This is a genomic window from Streptomyces sp. NPDC002911, from assembly GCF_053591835.1.
Genome location: NZ_JBSFUO010000022.1, coordinates 1 through 26159, shown reverse-complemented (window position 1 = coordinate 26159; position 26159 = coordinate 1). Strand labels below are relative to the sequence as shown.

General features: G+C 70.6%; 25 protein-coding genes. 6 read left to right on the top strand and 19 right to left on the bottom strand.

The features are described from left to right. From ACWD04_RS26165 to ACWD04_RS26135, 7 genes are all read right to left on the bottom strand, one after another. Complete coding sequence (locus tag ACWD04_RS26165; RefSeq protein ID WP_451135855.1) at positions 1–1227, bottom strand: alpha/beta fold hydrolase; 1227 nt, start codon at positions 1225–1227, stop codon at positions 1–3. An 86-nt stretch (positions 1228–1313) separates the two neighbouring features. Next, the gene (alr, locus tag ACWD04_RS26160) at positions 1314–2468 is read right to left on the bottom strand and encodes an alanine racemase (protein WP_451135853.1); all 1155 of its coding nucleotides are present in this window, start codon (positions 2466–2468) and stop codon (positions 1314–1316) included. Positions 2469–2528: 60 nt separating this feature from the next. Further along, the gene (locus ACWD04_RS26155; RefSeq protein WP_451135851.1) at positions 2529–2915 is read right to left on the bottom strand and encodes a DUF488 domain-containing protein; all 387 of its coding nucleotides are present in this window, start codon (positions 2913–2915) and stop codon (positions 2529–2531) included. A 38-nt stretch (positions 2916–2953) separates the two neighbouring features. After that, complete coding sequence (locus ACWD04_RS26150) at positions 2954–4405, bottom strand: NAD(P)H-hydrate dehydratase (protein WP_451135849.1); 1452 nt, start codon at positions 4403–4405, stop codon at positions 2954–2956. A gap of 4 nt (positions 4406–4409) precedes the next feature. Next, a complete protein-coding gene (locus ACWD04_RS26145) occupies positions 4410–4778 on the bottom strand; it encodes a holo-ACP synthase (protein WP_451135847.1) in 369 nt (122 codons plus the stop codon). Between the two features lie 20 nt (positions 4779–4798). Then, entirely contained in the window at positions 4799–6646 is a 1848-nt protein-coding gene (gene glmS / locus ACWD04_RS26140; RefSeq protein WP_451135845.1) for a glutamine--fructose-6-phosphate transaminase (isomerizing), read from the bottom strand. Positions 6647–7204: 558 nt separating this feature from the next. Then, positions 7205–8539, bottom strand: coding sequence for a hypothetical protein (locus tag ACWD04_RS26135; protein WP_451135843.1), 1335 nt, complete (start codon positions 8537–8539; stop codon positions 7205–7207). Between the two features lie 366 nt (positions 8540–8905). Between ACWD04_RS26135 and ACWD04_RS26130 the strand changes: the two genes are divergently transcribed. The 4 genes from ACWD04_RS26130 (at position 8906) to ACWD04_RS26115 (ending at position 13408) form a co-directional block, all read left to right on the top strand. After that, positions 8906–9118: a DUF397 domain-containing protein gene (locus tag ACWD04_RS26130; RefSeq protein WP_451135841.1), complete on the top strand. Its 213-nt coding sequence runs from the start codon at positions 8906–8908 to the stop codon at positions 9116–9118. A 700-nt stretch (positions 9119–9818) separates the two neighbouring features. Further along, positions 9819–10811, top strand: coding sequence for a type I pantothenate kinase (gene coaA, locus ACWD04_RS26125; RefSeq protein WP_451135839.1), 993 nt, complete (start codon positions 9819–9821; stop codon positions 10809–10811). A gap of 21 nt (positions 10812–10832) precedes the next feature. After that, positions 10833–11774: a DUF389 domain-containing protein gene (locus ACWD04_RS26120; protein WP_451135837.1), complete on the top strand. Its 942-nt coding sequence runs from the start codon at positions 10833–10835 to the stop codon at positions 11772–11774. 80 nt (positions 11775–11854) lie between these two features. Beyond that, entirely contained in the window at positions 11855–13408 is a 1554-nt protein-coding gene (locus ACWD04_RS26115) for a PH domain-containing protein (protein WP_451135835.1), read from the top strand. Between the two features lie 31 nt (positions 13409–13439). On the opposite strand, the gene glmM is transcribed toward ACWD04_RS26115, so the two are convergent. The 4 genes from glmM to ACWD04_RS26095 form a co-directional block, all read right to left on the bottom strand. Beyond that, positions 13440–14798: a phosphoglucosamine mutase gene (gene glmM / locus ACWD04_RS26110; RefSeq protein WP_451135833.1), complete on the bottom strand. Its 1359-nt coding sequence runs from the start codon at positions 14796–14798 to the stop codon at positions 13440–13442. A 215-nt stretch (positions 14799–15013) separates the two neighbouring features. Further along, positions 15014–15550 (bottom strand): 30S ribosomal protein S9, encoded by a 537-nt coding sequence (rpsI, locus tag ACWD04_RS26105; RefSeq protein ID WP_451135831.1) that lies wholly within the window; start codon positions 15548–15550, stop codon positions 15014–15016. A 44-nt stretch (positions 15551–15594) separates the two neighbouring features. Beyond that, a complete protein-coding gene (rplM, locus tag ACWD04_RS26100; protein WP_031096418.1) occupies positions 15595–16038 on the bottom strand; it encodes a 50S ribosomal protein L13 in 444 nt (147 codons plus the stop codon). 227 nt (positions 16039–16265) lie between these two features. Continuing rightward, positions 16266–17885 (bottom strand): ABC-F family ATP-binding cassette domain-containing protein, encoded by a 1620-nt coding sequence (locus ACWD04_RS26095; RefSeq protein ID WP_451135829.1) that lies wholly within the window; start codon positions 17883–17885, stop codon positions 16266–16268. Between the two features lie 67 nt (positions 17886–17952). Between ACWD04_RS26095 and ACWD04_RS26090 the strand changes: the two genes are divergently transcribed. Together ACWD04_RS26090 and ACWD04_RS26085 are read left to right on the top strand one after the other, a co-directional pair. After that, complete coding sequence (locus ACWD04_RS26090; RefSeq protein ID WP_451135827.1) at positions 17953–18807, top strand: hypothetical protein; 855 nt, start codon at positions 17953–17955, stop codon at positions 18805–18807. 61 nt (positions 18808–18868) lie between these two features. Next, positions 18869–20758 carry a hypothetical protein gene (locus ACWD04_RS26085; RefSeq protein WP_451135825.1) on the top strand — a complete coding sequence of 630 codons (1890 nt, stop codon included), beginning with the start codon at positions 18869–18871 and terminating at the stop codon, positions 20756–20758. Here ACWD04_RS26085 and truA read toward each other — a convergent pair. From truA to map, 8 genes are all read right to left on the bottom strand, one after another. After that, positions 20727–21581, bottom strand: coding sequence for a tRNA pseudouridine(38-40) synthase TruA (truA, locus tag ACWD04_RS26080; protein ID WP_451135823.1), 855 nt, complete (start codon positions 21579–21581; stop codon positions 20727–20729). The genes ACWD04_RS26085 and truA overlap by 32 nt on opposite strands. Before the next feature lie 78 nt (positions 21582–21659). Further along, complete coding sequence (rplQ, locus tag ACWD04_RS26075) at positions 21660–22166, bottom strand: 50S ribosomal protein L17 (RefSeq protein ID WP_205018356.1); 507 nt, start codon at positions 22164–22166, stop codon at positions 21660–21662. A gap of 213 nt (positions 22167–22379) precedes the next feature. Then, positions 22380–23402 (bottom strand): DNA-directed RNA polymerase subunit alpha, encoded by a 1023-nt coding sequence (locus ACWD04_RS26070; RefSeq protein WP_189325328.1) that lies wholly within the window; start codon positions 23400–23402, stop codon positions 22380–22382. 136 nt (positions 23403–23538) lie between these two features. After that, positions 23539–23943, bottom strand: a complete 405-nt coding sequence (rpsK, locus tag ACWD04_RS26065; protein ID WP_003956432.1) for a 30S ribosomal protein S11 — start codon at positions 23941–23943, stop codon at positions 23539–23541. Between the two features lie 105 nt (positions 23944–24048). After that, on the bottom strand, positions 24049–24429 hold the full coding sequence (rpsM, locus tag ACWD04_RS26060) for a 30S ribosomal protein S13 (protein WP_014047799.1): 381 nt from the start codon (positions 24427–24429) through the stop codon (positions 24049–24051). Between the two features lie 197 nt (positions 24430–24626). Continuing rightward, positions 24627–24740, bottom strand: coding sequence for a 50S ribosomal protein L36 (gene rpmJ, locus ACWD04_RS26055; RefSeq protein ID WP_003956441.1), 114 nt, complete (start codon positions 24738–24740; stop codon positions 24627–24629). 60 nt (positions 24741–24800) lie between these two features. Continuing rightward, positions 24801–25022, bottom strand: a complete 222-nt coding sequence (infA, locus tag ACWD04_RS26050; protein WP_003956442.1) for a translation initiation factor IF-1 — start codon at positions 25020–25022, stop codon at positions 24801–24803. A gap of 177 nt (positions 25023–25199) precedes the next feature. Then, the gene (map, locus tag ACWD04_RS26045) at positions 25200–26036 is read right to left on the bottom strand and encodes a type I methionyl aminopeptidase (protein WP_451135818.1); all 837 of its coding nucleotides are present in this window, start codon (positions 26034–26036) and stop codon (positions 25200–25202) included. Positions 26037–26159: the final 123 nt, after the last annotated feature.

Genomic DNA, 26159 nt, shown 5'->3' with positions numbered 1-26159 from the left:
TCAGCGTGCCTGGGCCGGAACCGCTCCGATCCGTACCAGCAGGTCCGCGAGCCGGTCGGTCACCGTCTCCGGGTGCTCCAGCATCACCAGATGACCGGCGTCCGGCACGATGACCAGCTCCGCGTCCGGAAGCTCGTCCGCGATGGCCTCGCTGTGCGGACTGGGCGTCACGAGATCCTTGTCGCCGGCCAGGATCAGCACCGGAAGCCCGCGGAAGACGGGCAGCGCCCCGCTCTTGTCGTGCTCGGTGAACGCCGGGTAGAACTCCGCGACCACATCGATCGGGGTCGACTCGATGAGCCGCTCCGCGAACCGCGCGACCGCCGGGTCCACGTCCCTCGATCCGAACGAATACCGCTTGATCAGCCCCGCGAACAGGTCGGCGGTCGCCCGCCGACCGCGCTCCACCAGCTCCGCCTGTGAGCCGAGCGCCTTCAGCACCCCGGGCAGCACCCGGCGCACCGCGTTCACGCCGGCCACCGGCAGCCCGAAGTTCACCTCGCCGAGCTTGCCGCTCGACGTCCCGACGAACGCGACCGCGGCCACCCGGTCGCGGATCAGCTCCGGATACCGGTCGGCGAGCGCCATCATCGTCATACCGCCCATGGAGTGCCCGACCAGTACCAGCGGTCCCTCGGGAGCCGCCGCGTCGATGACCGCCTTGAGGTCGCGGCCGAGCTGGTCGATGCCCACCGGTACGCCCTCGGCCTGCGCCTTGCCGCGCTCGGAGCGGCCGTGGCTGCGCTGGTCCCAGTAAACCGCGCGTACCAGGCCGCGCAGCGCCGCCCGCTGAAAGTGCCAGGAGTCCTGGCCGAGGCAGTAGCCGTGGCTGAAGACGACGGTCAGGGGCGCGGGGTCCTTGCTGCCGAAGAGCCGACGCCGACGAGGTCCGGAGCCCGCGGGGGTACGTGCACCGGAGCCGCCGCCCGCCCGGCTCGTGACGCCGTCCGGTTCGATCTCGTCGACCTCGTAGTACAGCTGGGTGTCGTCGTCAGCGACTGCCCCGCCGGGCAGTCCGCGCAGCGAGCCGTACGGACCGGAGGCGTCCAGTGCGAGGCGGGCCTTCTTGCGGATGCTCCGGCCCACCGTGAGCCGCTCGACGGCGACGCCCGCGGCCGCGCCCGCGGCGATGACGCCTATCGCCGCCCCGGCGAAGCCCGCCCGGCGCCAGCCGGCCGCCGCGACGGCCGCCGTCGCCATCACGTCCTCCGCGCTGGTCTCGCTCACCGTGCCGCGCTCCTTAGTCGTCTCGGTCGTCGTTGTTGTCGGACCCGTCGGCCCATGATCCTGGCCGGATCGCTGGGGCCGCGGTCTCAGTCCCGGGCGGAGTCCTCGTGGAGATGGACGCGGGGGACGCGTGAGCCGATGCGGGTGACGATCTCGTACGCGATCGTGTCCGCCGCCTCCGCCCAGTCCTCCGCGCCCGGCTCGCCCCGGTCCCCCGGCCCGAACAGCACCGCCTCCGCGCCCGCCTCCAGGGGGTCGCCCCCCAGGTCGACCACGAACTGGTCCATCGCGACCCGGCCGGCGATCCTGCGGACGGCGCCTCCGACGAGCACGGGCCCCCGGCCCGAGGCATGGCGCGGGATGCCGTCCGCGTAGCCGACCGGCACCAGCGCGAGCGTCGTCTCGGCGGGGGTCGTGTAGTGGTGCCCGTAACTGATGCCGTGGCCCGGGGGCACCTGCTTGACCAGCGCGACGGAGGCGACGAGCGTCATGACGGGCCGCAGCCCGAAGTCGGCCGGGGTCCCCAGCTCGGGGCTGGGCGAAATGCCGTACATCGCGATCCCCGTGCGGACGAGATCGAAGTGGGACTCGGGCACCGTGAGCGTCGCCGGGGAGTTGGCGATGTGCCGCACCTCGGGCCGGACGCCCTCCTTCTCCGCGTACGCCACCATGTCGCGGAAGACGTTCAGCTGCGCCGCGATCGACGGGTGGCCGGGCTCGTCCGCACAGGCGAAGTGCGACCACAGACCGGTGACGCGCAGGATGCCCGCCTCCTCGGCGGCGCGGGCGGCCGAGACGAGCTCCGGCCAGTCCGCGGGCTGGCAGCCGTTACGTCCCAGGCCCGTGTCCGCCTTGAGCTGGACCCGGGCCGGAACCCCGGCCTCCGTGGCGGCGGCGACGACCTCGTCCAGCGCCCACATCCCGCTCACCGAGACATCGATGTCGGCTTCGACCGCCTCGCGCCAGGGGCCGCCCGGCGTCCACAGCCAGCACATCACCCGGCCGCCGAGCCCGGCCTCCCGCAGCGCCAGCGCCTCCTGCGGGGTGGCGGTGCCCAGCCAGGCCGCGCCGGCCTCCAGCGCGGCCCTGGCGCAGGGCACCGCTCCGTGCCCGTACGCGTCGGACTTCACCACGGCCATGAGCTGTGCCCCTGACGCCCGCGCGCGCAGGGCGCGCACATTGGCGCGCAGCGCGGCGAGGTCGATCTCGGCACGGGCTCTCAGGGTCGCTGTCTCGTTCATCGCGCCCAGTGTCTCAGAGCCGTACGCCTGTGCCCTCGACCTCTGTGCCCGGTGAGGCGGTCAGCGGTGATCGAGGGCCTGCTCCAGATGGCCGACGAGGACCGGGACATGGCTGGTCGGGACGTCCTTCACGGCCGTGACGAGGGTGACGGCGCCGCCCCGGCGCAGCAGGGCGAGCAGCTCCGCGACGGCTTCGGTGTGCGCGGGGTCGCCGAGCTCGGTGCGATAGCGGTCCACGAAGTCGTCGTACCGGGTGCCGGAGCGGTCGTCGTGGTACCAGGTGCGGAGTTCCTTCGAAGGGGTCACGTCCTTGGCCCACAGGTCGACCGCGGCGTCCTCCTTGGAGATCCCGCGCGGCCAGAGCCGGTCGACCAGCACGCGGGTGCCGTCGTCGTCCTCCGGCGGGTCGTACACCCTGCGCACCCGGATATCGCTGCCGCTGCCCACGACCGATCACCTCCCGTTCCTCCGGCTTCCAGCGTGGATCAGGACCGCACGTCGCGCCAGGCCGCGGGTACGGCGTCCGCGACGTCCTGCGCGGCGACCGGCGCCCCGTCCGAGGCCCGGCGCGCGGCGAGCCCGTGCAGATAGGCGCCCACCGACGCGGCGTCGCGCGGTGCGAGGCCCGCGGCCAGCAGCGAGCCGGTCAGCCCGGACAGCACATCGCCGCTGCCCGCCGTGGCCAGCCAGGACGTGCCGGTCGGGTTGACCCGCACGGGCACGTCCCCGGGCTCCGCGACGAGGGTCGTCGAGCCCTTCAGCAGCACCGTGGCTCGGTAGCGCGCGGCCAGCTCCCGTACGGCGGCGAGCCGCCCGGACTCGACCTCCTCGCGCTCCACCCCCAGCAGCGCGGCGGCCTCGCCGGCGTGCGGGGTGAGGACGGTGGCGGCGGTCCTCGCGCGGACCGCCGAGGCGTCCATGAGCCGCAGCCCGTCCGCGTCGACCAGCACCGGGACGTCGGCGGCCAGCACGTCGGCCACCGCTCGGGCCGCCTGTGCGCCGTCACCGAGCCCGGGCCCGGCCACCCAGGCCTGCACCCGCCCGGCCTTCGACGGCGGGCCGGGGTGGACCAGCGTCTCCGGGAAGCGGGCGATCACCGCGTCGGCCCCTGGGCCCGCGTACCGCACCGCTCCGGCACCGCCGCGCAGCGCCCCCGCGACCGCGAGAACCGCCGCGCCCGGGTACCGCTCCGAGCCGGCTGCCACCCCGACGACCCCGCGCCGGTACTTGTCGCTCCCGGCGCCGGGCAGCGGCAGCAGGGCTGCCACGTCGGCGTACTGGAGGGCCTCCAGATCCGGCCGTGCGGGCAGTTCCGCCGCCACGCCGATGTCGACGAGCCGGAGAGCCCCCGCGTGTGCGGCGGCCGGGTCGATGAGCAGCCCCGGCTTGTACGTCCCGAAGGTGACCGTCGCGTCCGCCCGTACGGCCTCGCCGAGCACCTGGCCGGTGTCCGGCTCGACCCCGCTCGGCAGGTCGACGGCGAGCACGGGCGCGCGGCCCGCGGTGACCGCCCGTACGAGCTCCGCGGCCTCGGGGCGCAGCCCACCGTGGCCCCCGATCCCGGTGATGCCGTCGACGACCAGGTCCACGGGGCCGAAGGCGCCGAGGCCCGGCCCGTCGACGACCTGCCCGCCCGCCGCCAGCAAGGCCTCCAGTCCGGCCCTGTGGACCTTGGCCGGCGAGGTCGGCAGCGCCCGTACGCCTGCCCCGCGCCGGGCCAGCCGGGCCCCCGCGTACAGCGTGTCGCCGCCGTTGTCGCCGCTGCCGACGAGGAGGAGCACCCGGGACCCGTACACCCGCCCGTTGCGCCTCAGAAGGTCACCGCAGGCCACCGCGAGCCCGGCGGCGGCGCGCCGCATCAGCGCCCCCTCCGGCAGCCGTGCCATCAGCGCCTGTTCGGCGGCCCGTACGGTCTCCACGCTGTACGCATGTCGCATGCGCTCAACCCTCCGCGATCACCACGGCCGACGCCACCCCCGCGTCGTGGCTGAGGGACACGTGCCAGCTGCGCACCCCGAGCTCCGATGCCCGGGCCGCGACGGTGCCGCGCACCTCCAGCCGGGGCCTGCCGCTCTCCTCGACGCACACCTCGGCATCGGTCCAGAGCAGCCCGCCCGGCGCGCCCAGCGCCTTGGCCAGGGCCTCCTTCGCGGCGAACCTGGCCGCCAGCGAGGCGATCCCCCGTCGCTCCCCGCTCGGCAGCAGCAACTCCCGCTCGAGGAAGAGCCTGTCGGCCAGCTGCGGCGTACGTCCCAGGGCGGCGCCGAAGCGTTCGATCTCCGCCACATCGATCCCGACCCCAATGATCACGCGCTCACTCACTCACTCACTCACTCGACTGTCACGGACTTCGCCAGATTGCGCGGCTGGTCCACCTCGTTGCCCCGGGCGGTCGCCAGCTCGCACGCGAAGACCTGCAACGGCACCGTGGCGACCAGTGGCTGAAGCAGCGTAGGCGTAGCCGGGATCCTGATGAGGTGATCGGCGTACGGGACGACCTGCTCGTCGCCCTCCTCGGCGATGACGACCGTGCGGGCGCCACGGGCCCTGATCTCCTGGATGTTCGACACGATCTTGTCGTGCAGCACCGCACGGCCGCGCGGGGACGGCACGACGACGACGACCGGCAGCCCCTCCTCGATCAGCGCGATCGGCCCGTGCTTGAGCTCCCCGGCGGCGAAACCCTCGGCGTGCATGTACGCGAGCTCCTTGAGCTTCAGCGCGCCTTCCATGGCCACCGGGTAGCCCACGTGCCGGCCCACGAAGAGCACGGTGTCGTGGGCGGCCAGCGAGCGGGCCAGTTCACGTACCGGCTCCATGGTCCCCAGCACGCGTTCGACCGCGCCGGACATCTCGGAGAGCTGGCGCACGACGGTGCGGATCTCGTCGCCCCACTTGGTGCCGCGTACCTGCCCGAGGTACAGCGCGACGAGATAGCAGGCGACGAGCTGGGTCAGAAACGCCTTCGTGGAGGCGACGGCGACCTCCGGTCCGGCGTGCGTGTAGAGGACGGCGTCCGACTCCCTCGGGATGGTCGAGCCGTTCGTGTTGCAGATCGCGAGAACCTTCGCCCCCTGCTCGCGGGCGTGCCGCACCGCCATCAGCGTGTCCATCGTCTCGCCCGACTGCGAGATGGCGACGACGAGGGTGCGCTGGTCCAGGATCGGATCGCGGTAGCGGAACTCGCTGGCGAGCTCCGTCTCGCAGGGCAGCCTGGTCCAGTGCTCGATGGCGTACTTGGCGATCATCCCGGCGTGGAAGGCGGTTCCGCAGGCGACGACGACGACCTTGTCGACCTCGCGGAGCACCCCCTGCGGAATGCGCACCTCGTCGAGGTGGAGCAGGCCCGAGCCGTCGGTCCTGCCGAGGAGCGTGTCGGCGACGGCCTTGGGCTGGTCGGCGATCTCCTTGAGCATGAAGGAGGCGTAGCCGCCCTTCTCGGCGGCCGACGCGTCCCAGCCCACGTGATATTCGCGTACGCCGGCGGGCCGGCCGTCGAAGCCGGTGACCGTCGCCCCGTCCCGGCGTAGCTCGACCACCTGGTCCTGGCCCAGCTCGATCGCGTCCCGCGTCTGCGCGATGAAGGCGGCCACATCGGAGGCCAGGAACATCTCCCCGTCCCCCACCCCCACCACCAGTGGCGAGTTCCGCCGGGCACCCACCACCACGTCGGGCTCGTCCGCGTGCACGGCGACCAGCGTGAACGCGCCCTCCAGCTGCCGGCACACCTGCCGCATGGCGTCCGCCGGATCACCGCCCGAGGAGTACGCCTCGGCGAGCAGGTGGGCGACCACCTCTGTGTCGGTCTCGGAGGCCAGGTCATGGCCCCGACCGGCCAACTCCTCGCGGAGTGCCGCGAAGTTCTCGATGATGCCGTTGTGCACGACGGCGACCCGGCCCGCGTTGTCGAGATGCGGGTGTGCGTTGGCATCGGTGGGCCCGCCGTGCGTCGCCCAACGGGTGTGCCCGATCCCGGTGTTCCCGGCCGGCAGGGGCCGGTCCTTGAGCTCCTTCTCCAGGTTGACGAGCTTTCCGGCCTTCTTCGCCGAGGCCAGCCCCCCGTCCGCGAGGACGGCGACCCCCGCGGAGTCGTACCCCCGGTACTCCAGCCGCTTCAGCCCCGCGACAACGACATCCTGCGCCGACTGCGCCCCGACGTAACCCACGATTCCACACATATCGGCACCATAAGGCCACACGGCAGCAAGGGGCAGCCGATCTGATCCACACGCGGGTAACGCCAATTCCTATCATTTGATCATCTAGCCCTCATATGCCACCTCAGTCGACATGTCTGTTCCCTCGGACCGCTGTCGAACACGAAGTACCGGGCGAAGACCGTGACACCCCCCCCCAGGCCAGAAGTAGGCAGGAGGCTGCGAGATCAGCCGTCACCTCGAACGGCCGACAGGCGGCACGGAGATGGCGCGGCACCGCGCGAAAGGGGGCGGCCGGCGATCCACGCGCTCGCCCCCTCCCGCCTCCTACGGCTGCACAGCGCTGGACCGAGGCAACGCCCGGCGCCAAAGGCCGGGAGCCACCGCCACACCCTCAACGTGCGGTCCGGGCACCGTCACCACGGCGGCCCTCCTCGGCTTGACGACCTTTCGCGACACCTCGACCGCCCAAAACGGCGCGACGCACTCACGCAGGCTGATAACAGGGCGGCCGGACACGGCGCGCAGGGTGATCATCGCCGGGCGGTCCGGGGCCCGGCCGCATCGGCCGGGCGACAGCTACGACGCCTGCGCGGCCCCGTTGAGCACCAGTTCGGCGTGGGTGTTCTGCGGGTTCGGGTCGTAGGGGGTCTGTCGTGCGGAGGCGTCGAGCGTGACGGCACCGATGGCGTCCGGGATCACCCGGTCGACGCGCAGTTCGAAGGGGAACTGGACCTGTTCCTCGGGGGTGGCCCAGTGCCGCAGTTCGCACCGGTAGCTGGTGGATCCCAGCGCCCAGCAGTTCTCCGGCGCCGAGACGACCGTGGCGCCCTTGGGCACCACCAGGGTGACCGTGCCGACCGCCTCACCGCTGCCGGTGTTGGCGAACCAGGCGGGACCGTGATTGCGGAACCCGATCGTGGCAGTGACCGTCTCCCCGGCCGCGCCGGTGACCTCGTCACCCTGGACGGCGAAGTCGGCCGTGTTCTCCGCAGTGACCGGCATGATGGCGTAGTCGCCCTCCGGGTTCTGGTCCTGCGTGCCCTCGAGCGGCTGGACCCTGATGTCAAGTCGCTCGAACAGCGCGTGTGGCGCCACGGTGAGCCGCAGCGGCTCCGGCAGGGCGACGGCGGCGCCGGGCTCCACGACGGTGTCGAACGTACAGTCCAGCGAGCCGCCCGGCGCTTCCTCGGTGTCCAGGACGGGCGGGGTCAAGGCGCAGTCCGGGTACGTGGTGGCGAATTCCAGGCCGTAGGTGTTCCACAGCTGGAGACGGAAGCCCTCCGCGGCCGCATCGCCGTTGTTGGTGACCGTGACGGGTACGGTCAGCGAGGTGCCGGGGGCGACCGGACCCACCGCCGCCGGCTCGGTCAGGCTCAGGTCCGGCGAAGGTGACGAAGGCACGGACTCGACCTTGACCGGTGTGCTGCCCCAGTGTGAATACAGCACGCCGTCCGGGCCATCGGTCTCCGCCTGCGCATGGTGGCCGATGCTCAGCTCCGCACCGGCCGGGGCGCCTTCCAGGGTCCGGAGCCCGAAGGTGAACTGGGGCCCGTCGTAGGTGCCGCCGATGTCGCCGACCTCCCAGATGTCGCACACGGCTCTGGTGTCGGACGCAGCCAGGAAGCAGTTGTCCGGCACCGAGACCTCGGCCACGCCCGCCAACTCCGACAGGTCGAGGGTGAGCACGCCGTTGGCGACGTGGTAATCGGCGTTGTCGTGGTAGACGCCGAACGAGAGCTCTTGGTACGAGCCCGGCTCGACGGCCAGTGTCACCCCCTCCGGGGACTGGACCCACAGCGTGTCGCTCGCGGCGGTGGCCGGCGTGGTACCGAGCACGGTGGTGCTCAGCGCCGCTGCCGCGACGAGCGCGTACGCACCGAACGGACGTCTGCGGCCGGTGGCGGTTCTCATGTCAACTCCCAAGTCTGTACGGCGGTCTGCACCGTGGCGACGGCCCCTGGGCGCGTCCGCACGGAGTGATCGTTTCCGCTGTTGGACTGTGAGGACCTGCCAAAGGTTGTGTGAGGTGTCGGGTTCATTCCGGTGAAGTGGTCGGCAGTCGCCGTCGGCCGCTGCCGGTCGTCTTCTCGCTGGTCGCGATAAAGGAATGCGCTGCTGCACCGCGCCGATCCAGCGGCCCGCGTTCTTCGGCACCGAGATGTCCGGGTAGAGATCGGCGAACATCTCCCGGTCGAGTGGCTTGGGCCATACCGTACGGTCGATGTTGAGATACCTATCAATGGATCGTAGATATTTCTTTCATTTACCCTCGTGTGGGTGACACGCTGGGCACCTGTACGCAGCAGCGGCGACGCCTCGAACTGCGTCAACCTCGCCATCGCCCCTGACGGCACCGTCCGCCTCCGCGACAGCAAGGTCCCACGGGTCGTCGTCACCTCGAGCCCTGATGTCTTGCAGCCCTTCATAGGTGCCGTGATCAACGGGTCCTTCGACCGGGCCGACCCTGCCCGGCCCTACCCCAGCAGTTGAGCGATTCCGCCGAAAGCCATGCGCCCGGAGCCCGACGCGAGAAACAACCGCACCGCATGGGCATCGGCTCTGCAAGCGACCCGAAGCGCCGGCAGCTGCCCTCGGCCTGGAGTACGTCACGGAGAGCGCCCCCAACGCGCTTCCGGCCGTTGGCCTGCATCGGGTCCGCGATGTCCAGCACCGGGTCCGCGGACAGGAAACGCCCGACAGCCGGGTCGTACATGCGGGCACCCAGCTGGGTGTAGCCGGAGGCGTCGTCCGGGGTCATCCAGGAACGCCACATGGGTCTGCCGGCCCGAACCGGACGTGGACGCGCCACGCTCGTGGCCGAACGGGTCCCGCTCAGGGATCCGCACCGGCATACCGTCGGTCATGGCGACCTCGGCGTACGTGCTGCCCTGATGGTCACCGACCTGCGCGACCGGAGTGCTCGCGTTGCTGCAGCCGTACTGCTGGCGCAGCACATGCCCACCCGGCGCACCGTAACTGCGGTGCGTGGAGACCAGCTTGCCCACCGCGTTGCGCTTGGTCTTCTGGTCGGCCGTGCCGTCGCACGCCCGGAAGCCCGGGCCGCAGAGCTGCGGCCCGGGCTTCCAGCTCGTTCCGTCCCGTTCTCCCAGGATCGGAGGCGCCTTCGGCCCGTCCCCCACGTGACCGACCCCACCCCCCACTCCTTCGGAACTCCCGCGACAATGAACACGTGATCACTTCGCCCGCACGGAGCCCCCGTCGCACCGAGCACGCGCCGACGCCCTACGTCGACCTGACCCGGGCGGAGTGGAGCGCCCTGCGTGACAAGACCCCGCTGCCGCTGACCGCCGAGGAGGTCGAGAAGCTGCGAGGCCTCGGCGACGTCATCGACCTCGACGAGGTCCGGGACGTCTACCTGCCGCTCTCCCGGCTGCTCAACCTCTACGTCCAGGCCACCTCCGGCCTGCGCGGCGCCCTGAACACCTTCCTGGGTGACGCGGGCAACGGGCACGGCGAGCAGCGCGGCACCCCGTTCGTCATAGGGGTCGCCGGAAGCGTCGCCGTCGGCAAGTCCACCAGCGCCCGCATCCTGCAGGCCCTGCTGGCGCGCTGGCCCGAGCATCCCCGGGTGGAGCTGGTGACGACCGACGGGTTCCTGCTGCCGATGAAGGAGCTCGAGGCGCGGGGCCTGATGTCGCGCAAGGGGTTCCCCGAGTCGTACGACCGGCGGGCGCTGACCCGGTTCGTCGCCGACATCAAGGCCGGCAAGGACGAGGTGACGGCTCCCGTCTACTCGCACCTGATCTACGACATCGTGCCGGGCGAGCGGCTGACCGTACGCCGCCCCGACATCCTGATCGTCGAGGGGCTGAACGTGCTGCAGCCCGCGCTGCCCGGCAAGGACGGCCGGACCAGGGTCGGGCTGGCGGACTACTTCGACTTCAGCGTGTACGTCGACGCGCGCGCCGAGGACATCGAGAACTGGTACCTCCACCGCTTCCGCAGGCTGCGCGAGACGGCGTTCCAGAACCCGTTCTCGTACTTCCGCACGTACACGCAGGTCTCCGAGGCGGAGGCGCTCGACTACGCGCGCACCATGTGGCGGACCATCAACAAGCCCAATCTCCTCGAGAACGTGGCGCCGACGCGCGGCCGTGCCACTCTGGTGCTCCGCAAAGGGCCGGACCACAAGGTCCAGCGCCTGTCGCTGCGCAAGCTCTGACTCGTCCTGAAAGGGTGCACCGTGCTGCATCTGCGCCTCCTCGTGCCCGCCGACCGCACCGAGGAGGTGCTCGGGCTGATCGACCGGACCGTGGGCACCGCCCATGTCGCGTTGCTCTCCGGTGCCGCTCGGAACCCGGCGGGCGATGTGGTGCTGTGCGATGTCGCACGGGAAGCCGCTGACGAACTCATCGGCGGACTGCGGAAGCTGGAGATCGACGACTGCGGCTCCATCACCGTCGAGAACATGGACCTCACCCTGTCCAGGCGCGCCGACGAGGCCGAGCACGCGGCGCCGGGCGAGGGCTCGGACGCGGTGCTCTGGGAAGAGCTGAGCGAGGTGACCCATGAGGAGTCGACGTTCAGCGTCACCTATGTGGCGTTCCTCGCCCTCGCGACGATGCTGGCCGCGTGCGGTGTGATGCTGGACAACGCGGTCCTGATCGTGGGCGCGATGGCGGTGGGCCCGGAGTTCGGCCCGCTGGCCGGGATCTCCACGGCGGTGGTGCAGCGCGCCCCCCAGCTGGTGGCCCGGTCGCTCTGGGCGCTGGTCGGCGGCTTCGCGGTGGCGATGGTGCTCACCGCCGGCTTCGCCTGGCTGATGGACGTCTTCGGGCTGTTCACCGAGGACATGGTCAAGGCGGAGAGGCCCAACACCGGGTTCATCTGGCACCCGGACTGGATGTCCTTCGTGGTCGCGCTGCTCGCTGGCATCGCGGGGACACTCTCGCTGACGTCGGCGAAGTCCGGGGCGCTGATCGGCGTGGCCATCTCGGTGACCACGGTGCCCGCGGCCGCCAACGCCGCCGTCGCCTTCAGCTACCAGGACCTCCAGCAGACCTGGGGGTCCTCGGGGCAGCTGCTGGCCAACCTGGCGGGCATCGTCCTCGCCGGCACGCTGACGCTGCTGGTCCAGAAGGCGCTGTGGAGCAGGAAGCGCGGCACGGCCCCGGCCCAGGGGTGATGGACCGGCAGTGTCGCGGGCCCGGAACTGCCGGACACCGCACAGGCGGCTAGGGCCCCGCCGATGACACGATGCCGACCATGAACGAAGCCCAGCACGTGATCTGCCGCCCCCTCGGACGACGCGCCCTGTGGTGCCTCGTCGCGCTCGGGACGGCCGGGGCCGTGGCAGCCGCCGTGCGCGCGATGTACCGGGGCACCCTCCTCGACGTATGGGTGGCCGGGGGCCTGCTGCTCGCGCTGCTGGGCCTCGTCTTCCTGTACGCGGCCACCGTCCAGGTGATCGCGGACGCCGACGGTCTGCGCTCCCGGACACTGCTGCGCCGCCGGAACATGCCGTGGAGCGACATCGCCGACCTGCGCGTCCACCTCCAGTCCGGGCGTAACCAGGACATCCACCGCGTCGGCGTGCTGCTGCGCGACGGACGTACCCGCTGGCTGCCCCTGCCGCTCAGCGGATCCTTCGCCGACCGGCCGGAGTTCGACGCACAGCTGGTCGCGCTCCGTGCGCTGCACCGCCGCCACGGGGCTCCGGAGTCGGACCACGTGCCCGTCCTCTCCCAGCGCACCGCCGGGCGCGGCTCGACCGTGGCGAAGCTCCTCTGCGTACTGCTGCTCGCGGGCGCGGGCCTGGCCGCGTGGTTCGTTCCGGTCACCGCGTCGCAGAAACAGGCCTGGATGTCGGCGGTCCCCTGCACCGCCGGCACGACCGCCGCGGAGCGTGGTGATTGCCTGAGCACCCAGGTCGCGGTGGTCGAACGGACGGAAATCGGCCTGGGCAAGCAGAGCAGTTGGCTGTACTTCGCCGACGACAGGCCGCTGAACCGGCTCACCGTCTCGCGGGAGGGCGCCCGCGAATTCCACCCCGGTGACGAGGTCGAACTGACCCTCTGGCGCGGCGAGGTGAGGGTGGTCGCCGGCGAACACCACACCTGGCGCGAGCACTTCGCCGGCGCCGGAGACGTGGCCGTCATCGCGGCCGGGTGTGCCCTCGCCGCGGGCTACCCCGGTGCCCGGATGCTGCTGCGCCGTCGCGGGCGCGGGCTGCCGGACGACGAGGTCCTGCCCTCGGCCCTGCCGTTCGCGGGTGCGCTCTTCGGTACGGCCCTGTGGCTGCTGCCCCTCTGCTACCTCCACCCCACGGACCCGCTCGGCTCCGCCGTGCCCCTCGCGTGGGCGGCCTCGGGCACGGTGGCCACCCTGGGCATGTTCGCCTGGGCCTGGCACGCCACCCGCATCCGCACACCTGAGGACGCCGGAGACGCCGGAGCCTTCGAGGAGGAGACGGAGAGGTTCCTGGCCGCCCGCTTCCTGGAGCACACCGACTACAACCCGCACGACTTCGGCACGCACATCGTCCTGGGAAGCGGTCCGCCCGCGGTGACACCCCACTCCGGCCCGGGCCGGTTCGCGGCGAGGCCGATCCCGGTGGAGCGGCTCACCGTCACGCGGATACGACGTGCCAGGGGCGGCGACGGCGACACCGTCCACCGCAGCTGGCACATCGCCGAACTCGACGACGCGGGCGAGCCGGTCCGCCTCGCCGCCGCCCCGGCCGACCTGACCCGCATCATCCGGGCGCTGGAGCACGAACACCGCACTTTGACTCCGGACGCGGAACGGCCCCGGCCGTGAAGCCGGGGCCGTTCGTCCGATCGACGGCGTGTCAGCCGAGCGCGGACTTCACCACGTCGGCGAGCTGCCCTGCCACAGCGCGGGCCTGCTCCAGGTCGGCGGCCTCGACCATGACCCGTACGAGCGGCTCGGTGCCCGACTTGCGCAGGAGTACGCGCCCGGTGTCGCCCAGCTCCCGCTCGGCCTGGGACACCGCGGCTGCGACCTCGGGCGAGGTGTCCACGCGGGACTTGTCGACGTCCGGCACGTTGACGAGGATCTGCGGGAGGCGCTGCATGACACCCGCCAGGTCGGCGAGCGTACGTCCGGTGGCGGCGACCCGGGCCGCGAGCATCAGCCCGGTCAGGGTGCCGTCACCCGTCGTGGCGTGGTCCAGGACGATGACATGGCCGGACTGCTCGCCGCCCAGCGCGAAGCCCTCGGCCTTCATCGACTCCAGGACGTACCGGTCGCCGACGGCTGTCTGGACGAGCTGGATGCCCTCCCGCTCCATCGCCATCTTGAAGCCGAGGTTCGACATGACCGTGCCGACGACGGTGTCCTTGCGCAGGTGGCCGGCCTCGCGCATGGCCAGGGCGAGCACGGCCAGGATCTGGTCGCCGTCGACCTCCTCGCCGTTTCCGTCCACGGCCAGGCAGCGGTCAGCGTCACCGTCGTGCGCGATGCCGAGGTCGGCGCCGTGCTCGACGACGGCGGCACGCAGCAGCTCCAGGTGGGTGGAGCCGCAGCCGTCGTTGATGTTGAGGCCGTCCGGTTCGGCGCCGATGGTGATGATCTCGGCCCCGGCACGGGCGAACGCCTCGGGGGAGACACGGGCGGCGGCGCCGTGTGCCTCGTCGAGGACGACCTTCAGCCCGTCGAGCCGGTTCGGGAGGACACCGATGAGGTGGGCGACGTAGCGGTCGAAGCCCTCGGCGTAGTCGGTGACCCGGCCCACTCCGGCGCCGGTCGGTCGTGCCCACGGCTCGCCGGTGCGGTGCTGCTCGTAGACCGTCTCGATGCGGTCCTCCAGCTCGTCGGCGAGCTTGTGGCCGCCACGGGCGAAGAATTTGATGCCGTTGTCCGGCATGGCGTTGTGGCTGGCCGACAGCATGACACCGATGTCCGCGCCGAGCACGCCGGTGAGATACGCCACGGCGGGGGTGGGCAGCACGCCGACGCGCAGGACGTCCACGCCGGCGCTGGCCAGACCCGCCACGACGGCGGCCTCCAGGAACTCTCCGGATGCGCGCGGGTCGCGGCCCACCAGAGCGGTCGCCCTATGCCCCTCGAAGGTGCCCGCCTCGGCCAGTACGTGCGCCGCCGCGACCGACAGGCCGAGCGCGAGCTCGGCTGTCAGGTCCGCGTTGGCGACACCGCGCACGCCGTCCGTGCCGAAGAGTCGTCCCACTGGTGTCCTCCGAAGGTGCTCCGAAACCACAAAACCAAAGCAAGCAAAACAGGGCAAGGCGAGGCGCAGCGAGAAAAGGCGCGCCGAGCGCCACCAGCCCTATAAAAGTGCAAACGTCTTAAGCCGTTATACGCCCGCGAGGGCTGATAAACGAACGCCCCAGCAGCACGAGGTGTGCCGCCGGGGCGAACGTGTGAAGCAGACGAGCAGGCGATTTAGCGCTTGCTGTACTGCGGGGCCTTACGGGCCTTCTTGAGACCGGCCTTCTTGCGCTCGACCGCACGGTCGTCGCGGGAGAGGAAGCCGGCCTTCTTCAGCGCGGCGCGGTTGTTGTCCACGTCCGCCTCGTTCAGCGCGCGGGCCACGCCGAGGCGCAGGGCACCGGCCTGACCGGAGACGCCGCCACCCGAGATGCGGGCGATGACGTCGTAGCGGCCGTCGAGCTCGAGCACCTTGAAGGGCTCGTTGACTTCCTGCTGGTGCACCTTGTTGGGGAAGTAGTCCTCAAGAGTGCGACCGTTGATCTTCCACTTGCCGGTGCCCGGAACGATCCGGACGCGGGCGATGGCGTTCTTGCGACGGCCCAGGCCGGCCGCCGGCTGCGGGTCGCCGAAGCGGCCCGCGAGCGACTCGGAGGTGTACTCGCCCTCGACGGGCACCTCCGACTCGAAGGTGGTCACCTCGGCGAAGGTCTCTTCGCCCTCGGTGACCTCGGTGCCCTCGACGGGCGTCTCTGCAGTGGTCTCGGCCACGATTCTCCTCAGATCTTTCTGTACGTCTTAGGGGGAGGCCGGAACTACTGCGCGACCTGGGTGATCTCGAACGGGACCGGCTGCTGCGCAGCGTGCGGGTGCTGGTCGCCCGCGTAGACCTTGAGCTTCGAGATCATCTGGCGACCCAGAGTGTTCTTGGGGATCATGCCCTTGATGGCCTTCTCGACAGCCTTCTCGGGGTTCTTCGAGAGCAGCTCGTCGTAGCGCACGGAGCGCAGACCGCCCGGGAACCCGGAGTGGCGGTACGCCATCTTCTGGGTCTTCTTGTTGCCGGAGAGGTGAACCTTCTCGGCGTTGATGATGATGACGAAGTCGCCCATGTCCATGTGGGGGGCGTAGATCGCCTTGTGCTTGCCTCGGAGGAGGTTCGCAGCCGTGGTGGCCAGACGGCCGAGAACGATGTCCTCGGCGTCGATGATGTGCCACTGGCGAGTGACATCGCCGGGCTTGGGGCTGTACGTACGCACTTCGTAGCCTTCGCTTCTTCAGTGGATGAGGTCCAGACACATGGCACCTCTGAAGCGATCATGCAGCTGGGCTTCACAATGCCGGGAACGCTGCCCGTATGCGAGCCACTGGTAACTGCTCCAGAGAACCTACGTAAGGGCCCCTCGCGTGAGAACGACGAAACCAATACGTATAACAACGGCCGACACTACCCGCCCCGCCCCGGACGGGTCAAAACGCGCCGGCCCTACCGCTGTCGCTCCACCCTGCGCTCGTCCCAGACCGGCTCCGTGGACTCCCGCACGACCCCGTCCGAGCCGAAGACCAGATACCGGTCGAAGGACTTCGCGAACCAGCGGTCGTGGGTGACGGCCATGACCGTCCCGTCGTACACCTCGAGTCCGTCCTGCAGGGCCTCGGCCGACTCCAGGTCCAGGTTGTCCGTCGGCTCGTCCAGCAGGAGCGCGGTCGTGCCGGCCAGTTCCAGGAGCAGGATCTGGAAGCGCGCCTGCTGGCCGCCGGACAGCCTCTCGAAGGCCTGGTCGCCCTGGCGCTCCAGCTCGTAGCGCCGCAGCACCGACATCGCGCCGCCGCGGTCCTTGGCGTGCTCCGTCCACAGGATCTCGACGAGCGTCTTGCCGAGCAGCTCCGGATGGGCGTGCGTCTGCGCGAAGTGACCGGGCACGACCCGTGCCCCGAGCTTCCACTCACCGGAGTGCGTCACCGGCTCCCCCGCCAGCAGGCGCAGGAAGTGAGACTTCCCCGACCCGTTGGAACCGAGCACGGCGACCCGCTCGCCGTAGTAGATCTCCAGGTCGAACGGCTTCATCAGGCCGGTCAGCTCCAGGCCGGTGCACGTCACGGCCCGCACCCCGGTCCGCCCGCCGCGCAGCCGCATCCTGATGTCCTGCTCACGGGGCGGCTCGGGCGGCGGGCCGGCGTCCTCGAACTTCTTGAAGCGGGTCTGCATCGCGTGGTAGCGGTTCGCCATGTCGGGGCTGTTCGCCGCCTGCTGCCGCATCCGCAGGACCAGCGCCTTCAGCCGGGCGCGCTCCTCCTCCCAGCGCCGCAGGAGCTCCTCGAAGCGCGCGAAGCGCTCCTTGCGGGCCTCGTGGAACGTGTCGAACCCGCCGCCGTGCACCCAGACGTCCGAACCGGCCGGGCTGGGCTCCACACTCACGATCTTCTCGGCGGCCCGCGAGAGCAGCTCCCGGTCGTGGGAGACGAAGAGCACCGTCTTACGGGTCTCCTTGAGCCTCTCCTCCAGCCACCGCTTGCCGGGCACGTCCAGATAGTTGTCCGGCTCGTCCAGCAGCAGCACCTCGTCCGGGCCCCTCAGCAGGGCCTCCAGGACCAGCCGCTTCTGCTCGCCCCCGCTGAGCGTGCGCACCTCGCGCCACTGTGCCTTCTCGTACGGGACGCCCAATGCGGCCATCGTGCACATGTCCCACAGCGTCTCGGCCTCGTACCCCCGCGCCTCCGCCCAGTCGCTCAGCGCCTGCGCGTACGCCATCTGCGCGGCCTCGTCGTCTGCGGTGAGGATGCGTTCCTCCGCCGCGTCGACGGCCTCCGCCGCCTCCCTGATACGGGGCTGCGCCACGGAGACCAGCAGGTCACGGACGGTCCGCTCGTCCCGTACGGAACCCACGAACTGGGCCATCACACCGAGACCGCCGCTCACCGAGACCGAGCCGCCGTGCGGCTGGAGCTCCCCGGCGAGCAGCCTCAGGAGGGTCGTCTTGCCCGCCCCGTTCGCGCCGACGAGGGCGACGACCGCGCCGTCGGCCACCCGGAACGAAGCGTCGCCGAGAAGCACCCGTCCGTCCGGTAGGTAGTACTCCAGATGGCCCGCTTCAAGATGTCCCATGCACAGCATTGTCACGGCAGACGAACCATTGACCCAACCGGATTACGGTCGGTCTAGGATTCGCCGCATGAGCTTTGGGCAAGGGGGGCCCTCCTGGGGGCCGGGAGAGAGCCGGACTCCGGACTGGGCGGCACTGGCGGAGGCGTCCGCCGCACGCGGCCGGCGCAGGAAGTGGCTGATGATCGGCGGCGGCGCGCTGGCCACCGCCGCCGTGGCCGCGATCGTGGCCACAGCCGTCATCACGACCAGCGGAGACGGCGGCGCCTCCCGGTCGGACAAGAACGCGAGCGAGCTGCCGGCCCCCGCCGACCTGCCCTCGGAGAGCTCCGCACCCGACCCCTCCTTCTCCTCGGTGGCTCCGCCGCCCCCGCCGGACCCGAAGGACTACCTGGCCGACGAGAAGAGGGACAAGGCCCCGGTCACCGTCGACGCCTTCTTCCCCGGCAGGAAGGCGACCATGGGCGACCGCGTCTACGCCAAGGGCGCCACCGCCCGTACGGCGAACTGCGCCACGACGACCCAGGGCGCCCTCGGCTCGATCCTCGACAGCAACGGCTGCGACCAGGTCATCCGTGCGACGTACAGCAAGGACGGCATCGCGGTCACCATCGGGCTCGCCGTCTTCGGCACCGAGGCCGAGGCCAGGAAGGCGGCCGAGCAGGCGTCCGGCGGCGTCGCCTCCCTCAGCGGCTCAGGAGTCCCCACCTTCTGCCGCGGCGGATCCGTCTGCCGGCGCACCTCCAACTTCTACGGCCGGTACGCCTACTTCACGGTCGGCGGCTACACCAGCGGGAAGAATGTCACCACGGCGGCCAAGGACGTGTACGCGGTCGGTGACGACCTGACCGACTTCACCTTCCGTCAGATCCACCACCGCGGCGAGGTCCAGGCCTCGGCGGCCGCAGGCGCTCCAGTCGTCTGACCGTCCGCACATCCCCCCACGCACCAGCCCCGTCCCTCCCCGCGACCGAGGACCCGCCGCCGTGCGTCTGACCACCCTCTTCACCATCCCGCGCGTCCTGCGCCACAGTGGTGCGGCAGGTGCCGGCCTGCCGCCGGACGACGCCGTGGTCCTCGACGCACCGGACCCGTCGCTGCGGGAGGCCCTGGCCGCCGCGGCGTCGGGTGACCACGCCCCGGCCGCCGAACTGCTCGCCGCCACCCGCGAGCACGCCCAGTGGGAGCGCAGGGACACCTGCGTCTCCCGCCTCGCACGAGCCTCGCTGCATCACCCCGGCTGGCTGGACAGCTGGCTGGAGGAGTCCCCGGAAAGCCCCGACGCCGTACTGGTCAAGGCCGACCAGTACATCTGCGAGGCCTGGCAGATACGGACCGGGGCCCGGGCCAAGAACGTCGAGGCAGACCAGTTCCGGGCGTTCCACGCGGTGCTGCGGGACGCGGTGCCGGTGATGTCCGCCGCCGCCGAGCTCAACCCCTACGACCCGGTCCCGTGGCGCATCGCGCTGACGCAGGCCCGGGGCATCCAGGCCCCGCGCGATGTCTTCGACACCCGTCTGGCCGAGGCGAACGCCCGCGACCCGCACCACGAGGGCTGCCACGTCCAGGCGCTCCAGTACCTCTGCGACAAGTGGTACGGCTCGCACGAGGAGATGTTCGCCTTCGCCGAGCGCGCGGCCGACCAGGCGCCTCCCGGCTCACGGCTCCACGCGCTCCCGCTCCAGGCGGTCGTGGAATACCTGATCGCCGACGAGGAGACTCCCGACCCCGACCCGTACGCCCCACGCGTCGAAGCGGCGGTGACCCGCGCGCAGGCCCTGTCGGACAGCTACGCCCCCGGCGACCGGGAGGCCGCCGGCTTCCGTAACCACCTGGCCCTCGTCCTGTGGTCGATGAACCGCTACGAGGAGGCCCTCTCCGCCTTCCGCAGCATCGGCGTGCACGCCACCACCTTCCCGTGGACCTATTTCGGCGACGCCCGCGCGGAATTCCTGGAGGCCCGCTCCGACACCCGCGTCGAGATGGCGATGAAGATCCCCTTCTTCCGCCGGCCGCCCGAGCCCCCGGTCTCCGACGCACCCGACTGGGAGCGCGAGCTGGCACCGCGGTCGGTCGCCATCGCCTCCACCGGCCCCACCGAGGTGGCCCAGGCCGCCCTGATCTGCGGCCACAGCCTGCGGACGGCCCCGGCCGGCAGCCATCACACGTACGTCGAGATCGTCCCGGACCTGGTACGCGGCACACGCGCGGCCCTGCTCCCCGAGGACCCGCTCACCTCGGCGGCCGACAACTTCACCACAGCCGAGGACTGGCCCGCCCTGGTCCTGCACCGCACCCCGGAACGCAGCAGCTTCACCCTCCTCCACCGGGGCAAGAAGGTGACGGACCACGCCTGGGAGACCGCCGCCCCCGCCGCCGACCACGTCGAGGCGGGCGCGGCGGCCGTCGCGCTCGCCCGTGTCTACGGGCTGACCGACCCGCGCCCCCTGGCCCACATCCTGCGGGCCACCGGCGACCCCGCCCGCCACCAGGGCGACCTCGTCGCCGCCCTGGGCCTCCCGCCGCTGCCCGCGGGGTACGGCGGCGAGCAGGAGATCCTCGCGGGGCTCCCGGGTGCGCGGGTTCTGGCCCGGCGGGGGTTCCTCGCGGGCATGAGGGACACCATGACGTCGAAGGACGGGGTCCATCCCGAGGCCCCTCCCCCGGCCGAGCCCCACCCCGTCGGCTGGTGGGTCCTGAGCACCCTGGGCTTGCTGGTCTTCACCGCCGCGGCCGTCTACGCCTGGTGGGCCCCGGACATCGGCTGGTTCCGTTCCGCCGTGTCCAGCGCCGTCGCCCTCTACTGCGCGGCGCGGCTGGCCCGCGCGATGCGCCGCAGGCCGGTCAGCAGCAGCCCGCCCCCGGCAACGTCCTGACGTTCCGGGCCTCCACGGCCCTGGCCGCCAGCAACGCGTCGGCCGGATAGGCCACTTCCTCCAGGGTCAGCCCGTGCGGCCGCACCACGTGCACCCCCGGGTCCCGCACCTTCGCCGCCAGCACCTCGGCGGGCCACCCGGCCGGCCGGCGCCCGTCCCCCACGAACAGCGCCGCGCCGATCAGCGCCCGCACCATGTTGTGGCAGAACGCGTCCGCCTGCACGGTCGCCGCCAGCACACCGGACTCCGAGTCCCGCGCCCAGTGGAGCTTCTGCAGCGTCCGGATGGTCGTGGCGCCCTCACGCTTCTTGCAGTACGCGGCGAAGTCGTGCTCCCCCACCATCAAGGCGGCCGCCTCGTTCATCGCGGCGAGGTCCAACGGCCGGTCGTGCCACAGCACATGGCCCCGGGTCAGCGGGTCCACTCCGCCCGGCCGGTCCCCCACCCGGTACGTGTAACGCCGCCACAGCGCGGAGAACCGCGCGTTGAACCCCGCCGGGGCCTCGGCCGCCCGCCAGATCCGTACGTCCAGCGGGAGCCGCCCCGCCATCCGCCGCAGCAGTTTCTCCTCGTGCTCGGCCCACACCTCGGCCGGCAGGTCGACATGTGCCACCTGCCCGCGCGCGTGCACCCCCGCGTCGGTGCGCCCGGCGACCGTCAGGTCGTAGGTCACCGCCGACCGCGTCACGGTACGCAACGCGTCCTCGATCTCGCCCTGCACGGTGCGCCTGCTGGTCTGCTTCGCCCAGCCGGAGAAATCCCTGCCGTCATAGGAAAGGTCCAGCCGTACCCGTACGAATCCGGGCTCTGCCTCGTCACTCACCCGCAGATCCTCTCAAAACCGGACGGGCCCGCACCGCCCCGAAGGGTGATGCGGGCCCGTACCTGGGTCTCAGAACGCTCAGGCGTCCTTGGACTCCTCAGCGGCGGCGTCAGCCGGCTTGGCGTCCTCGACGGTCTCGGCCGGAGCCTCGTCCTTCTTGAGGGCGTCTTCCTTGACCGCGCGCTTCGTCGCGGCCTCGGCCTCACCGGTGGCGGCCTGCGCCACGGTCAGCGCCTCGACCAGCTCGATGACGGCCATCGGGGCGTTGTCGCCACGACGGTTGCCGATCTTGGTGATGCGGGTGTAACCACCAGGGCGGTTCTCGTACCGCGGGGCGATCTCGGTGAAGAGCGTGTGCACGATGCTCTTGTCCGTGATCGACTGCAGCACCAGGCGACGGTTGTGGATGTCGCCCTTCTTCGCCTTGGTGATGAAACGCTCGGCGACCGGACGAAGGCGACGGGCCTTGGCCTCGGTCGTGGTGATGCGGCCGTGCTCGAACAGCGACTTCGCGAGGTTGATGAGAAGAAGCTTCTCGTGCGCAGCGCTGCCGCCCAGACGGGCACCCTTGGCGGGCTGAGGCATGGTTTCTCTCCTTGTGTGCTGCACCGGCCGTATCAGGTACCGGTGTCAGTTCCCGCGAGGCGGACGCCCCGCGGAAGTCCTTGCTGGCGCCTTCGCCGATCCCGGCCCGAACCAGGGCATCAGCCCAAGATCAAGCCTGTCCGGCGTTTGAGGACATGGCCCTCAGCCGGCTGGAGACACCCGGAACACCGGGCATCCCCAGCCGGAGGCGACTCAGTACTGCTCGGTCTCCACGAAACCGGCGTCCGCGTCGTCGTCCGCGCCGAACGCGTCCGCCGCGGCCGTCGGGTCGAATCCGGGCGGGCTGTCCTTGAGCGCCAGGCCCATGCCGTTCAGCTTCGCCTTGACCTCGTCGATCGACTTCGCACCGAAGTTGCGGATGTCGAGCAGGTCCGCCTCGGAGCGGGCCACGAGCTCGCCCACCGAGTGGATGCCCTCGCGCTTGAGGCAGTTGTACGAACGGACCGTGAGCTCGAGCTCCTCGATCGGCAGCGCCAGATCGGCGGCGAGCGCGGCGTCCGTCGGGGACGGGCCCATGTCGATGCCCTCGGCGTCGATGTTGAGCTCGCGCGCCAGACCGAACAGCTCGACCAGGGTCTTTCCGGCCGACGCCATGGCGTCACGGGGACGCATGGCCTGCTTGGTCTCGACGTCGACGATCAGCTTGTCGAAGTCGGTGCGCTGCTCGACACGGGTCGCCTCGACCTTGTACGTGACCTTGAGCACCGGCGAGTAGATCGAGTCGACCGGGATCCGGCCGATCTCCTGGCCCACCTGCTTGTTCTGGACGGCGGAGACGTAGCCGCGACCGCGCTCGACGGTCAGCTCCATCTCCAGCTTGCCCTTGCCGTTCAGCGTGGCCAGGACGAGGTCCGGGTTGTGGACCTCGACACCGGCCGGCGGGGCGATGTCAGCAGCGGTGACCAGGCCGGGGCCCTGCTTGCGCAGGTACATCACGACCGGCTCGTCGTGCTCCGAGGAGACGACCAGCTGCTTGATGTTGAGGATGAGGTCGGTCACGTCCTCCTTGACACCCGGCACGGTGGTGAACTCGTGCAGGACACCGTCGATCCGGATGCTGGTGACAGCGGCACCGGGGATCGAGGAGAGGAGGGTACGACGCAGGGAGTTACCGAGGGTGTAACCGAAGCCCGGCTCCAGCGGCTCGATCACGAACCGGGAGCGGAACTCGTCGACGACCTCTTCGGTCAGCGACGGACGCTGAGCGATAAGCATGTTGTGATCCTTCAGTCGTGGGCACCCGCTATTTGATGCCCGACAGATGAGACAAGGATACGGGCGGTACACCCCCGAAGGGATATACCGCCCGGATCCACGCTACTGACGCACGACCGTCACCGGCCGTAGCGGATCAGACGCGGCGACGCTTCGGCGGACGGCAGCCGTTGTGCGGCGTCGGGGTGACGTCCTGGATCGAACCGACCTCGAGGCCCGTGGCCTGGAGGGAACGGATCGCGGTCTCGCGGCCGGAGCCCGGACCCTTCACGAAGACGTCAACCTTGCGCATGCCGTGCTCCTGCGCGCGGCGGGCGGCCGACTCGGCGGCCATCTGCGCGGCGAAGGGGGTGGACTTGCGCGAGCCCTTGAAGCCGACGTGGCCGGCGGAGGCCCAGGAGATCACGTTGCCCGAGGGGTCCGTGATCGAGACGATGGTGTTGTTGAACGTGCTCTTGATGTGGGCGTGCCCATGAGCGACGTTCTTCTTTTCCTTGCGACGCACCTTCTTGGCTGCGCCCTGACGACCCTTGGGGGGCATGTCTTGACTCCAGATGGAGAGGGGAGGTGATCGGTCCTACAGCGAAGACCGCTGGTTTCCGCGAACGTCCGGTGGCCCGGACACCCGCAGTACGTCCGCTGAGGACTACTTCTTGCCCGGCTTCTTCTTACCGGCGATGGCGCGACGCGGGCCCTTGCGGGTACGCGCGTTGGTGCTGGTGCGCTGACCGTGGACCGGCAGACCGCGACGGTGCCGGATACCCTGGTAGCAGCCGATCTCGATCTTGCGGCGGATGTCGCCCTGGATCTCGCGGCGAAGGTCACCCTCGGTGCGGAGGTTGGCATCCACGTACTCGCGGATCTTGACCAGGTCCTCTTCGGCCAGGTCACGAACGCGGGTGTTGGGGTTCACGCCGGTGGTGGCGAGGATCTCCTTGGACCGGGTACGCCCGATGCCGAAGACGTAGGTGAGGGCAACCTCCACGCGCTTTTCGCGCGGGATGTCAACACCTGAAACGCGTGCCATTCAATGGCTCCAGTTGTTATTTCGGGGGTCTTCCGCAGTGCCGCTCCCGAACGCAGACCCCTCCCGCATGGGAAGGAGTGGTACGCCCAGGTCCCCGGCCCCCGCCGGAGGTGTCGTCAGCCGAAGCTTGGACGGGTTCTGCGTATGTACGTTTACGTGCGTCGCGCGAAGAACTGCGAGATGCAGGTGGTCGTGCGTCAGCCCTGGCGCTGCTTGTGGCGCAGGTTGTCGCAGATGACCATGACCCGGCCGTGACGGCGGATCACCTTGCACTTGTCGCAGATCTTCTTGACGCTCGGCTTGACCTTCATGGGATGTCAGGTTCTCCGGGTCAGTGCCCTCATCACGCCGAAGCGGGATGGCGGCAAGATCTACTTGTACCGGTAGACGATCCGGCCACGCGTCAGGTCGTACGGAGACAGCTCCACCACGACCCGGTCATCCGGGAGGATACGGATGTAGTGCATCCGCATCTTGCCGCTGATGTGCGCGAGGACCTTGTGACCGTTCTGGAGTTCCACCTTGAACATGGCGTTCGGGAGGGACTCGATCACGGTGCCCTCAATTTCGATGGCACCTTGCTTCTTGGCCACGCTTCGCCCTTCGAATCGGCTACCTTGATCGACTGTCACACCTCCGCATGAAGACACACGGATGCACGAGAGCCGACGAGTCAGTCTACGTCAGCGGACTCCAAAAGACGAATCCGTCAAGTTTGCCCACTTCCCCTGATCCTTAGACACAGATCAGCCGGGCAGTCCTGGCGAGCCTCAGCCCAGCGGGTCCGGCGCCGCCTCGACACCGTACTGGGCGAGCTTGGCCCGCCCGCAGTCCGGGGCGGTCAGAACCAGCGGTCCCTGCTCCGTGAGGGCGATCGAGTGCTCCCAGTGCGAGGACCAGCTGCCGTCGGTCGTGAGGACGGTCCACTCGTCGGAGAGGACCTTCGTCTGCGCCGTGCCCAGCGAGACCATCGGCTCGATCGCCAGGCAGACGCCGGGGACCAGCTTGACGCCCTTGCCGCGCTTACGGGAGACGTAGTTCAGCAGGTGCGGGTCCATGTGCATCTCGGTGCCGATGCCGTGGCCGCCGTAGTCCTCGATGATCCCGTACTTGCCGGTCGCGGGGCGGGGCTGGCGGCGGATGTAGGACTCGATGGCCTTCGAGATGTCGACGAGCCGGTTGTTCACCTTCATCGCGGCGATCCCGGCCCACATGGACTCCTCGGTCACCCGGGACAGCTCGACGAGCTCCGGTGCATGACCGGTGCCCACGAAAGCGGTGTACGCGGCGTCGCCGTGCCAGCCGTCGACGATCGCGCCGGCGTCGATCGAGATGATGTCGCCGTCCTTGAGGACGGTCTTCTCGTCGGGGATGCCGTGCACCACGACCTCGTTGACCGAGGTGCAGATCGTTGCGGGGAACCCGCCGTAGCCCAGGAAGTTCGACTTCGCGCCGTGATCGGCGATCACCTTGCGCGCGGCCTCGTCCAGGTCCTTCGTGGTGGCGCCGGGGACGGCGACCTCGCGCGTGGCGGCGTGAACGGCAGCGACCACCAGGCCCGCCTCGCGCATCTTCGCGATCTGCTCGGGGGTCTTGATCTGCACCATCGCTGGGCGCCTTTCTGCATGCGGAGGGGGAGTGTGGGCCGTACTCCACGATACGGCGCAAACAGTCGGCCGCGACGCCCGAGCGTCTTCGTGTCACCGAGATCCTTCGGGTCGAGGACCGTG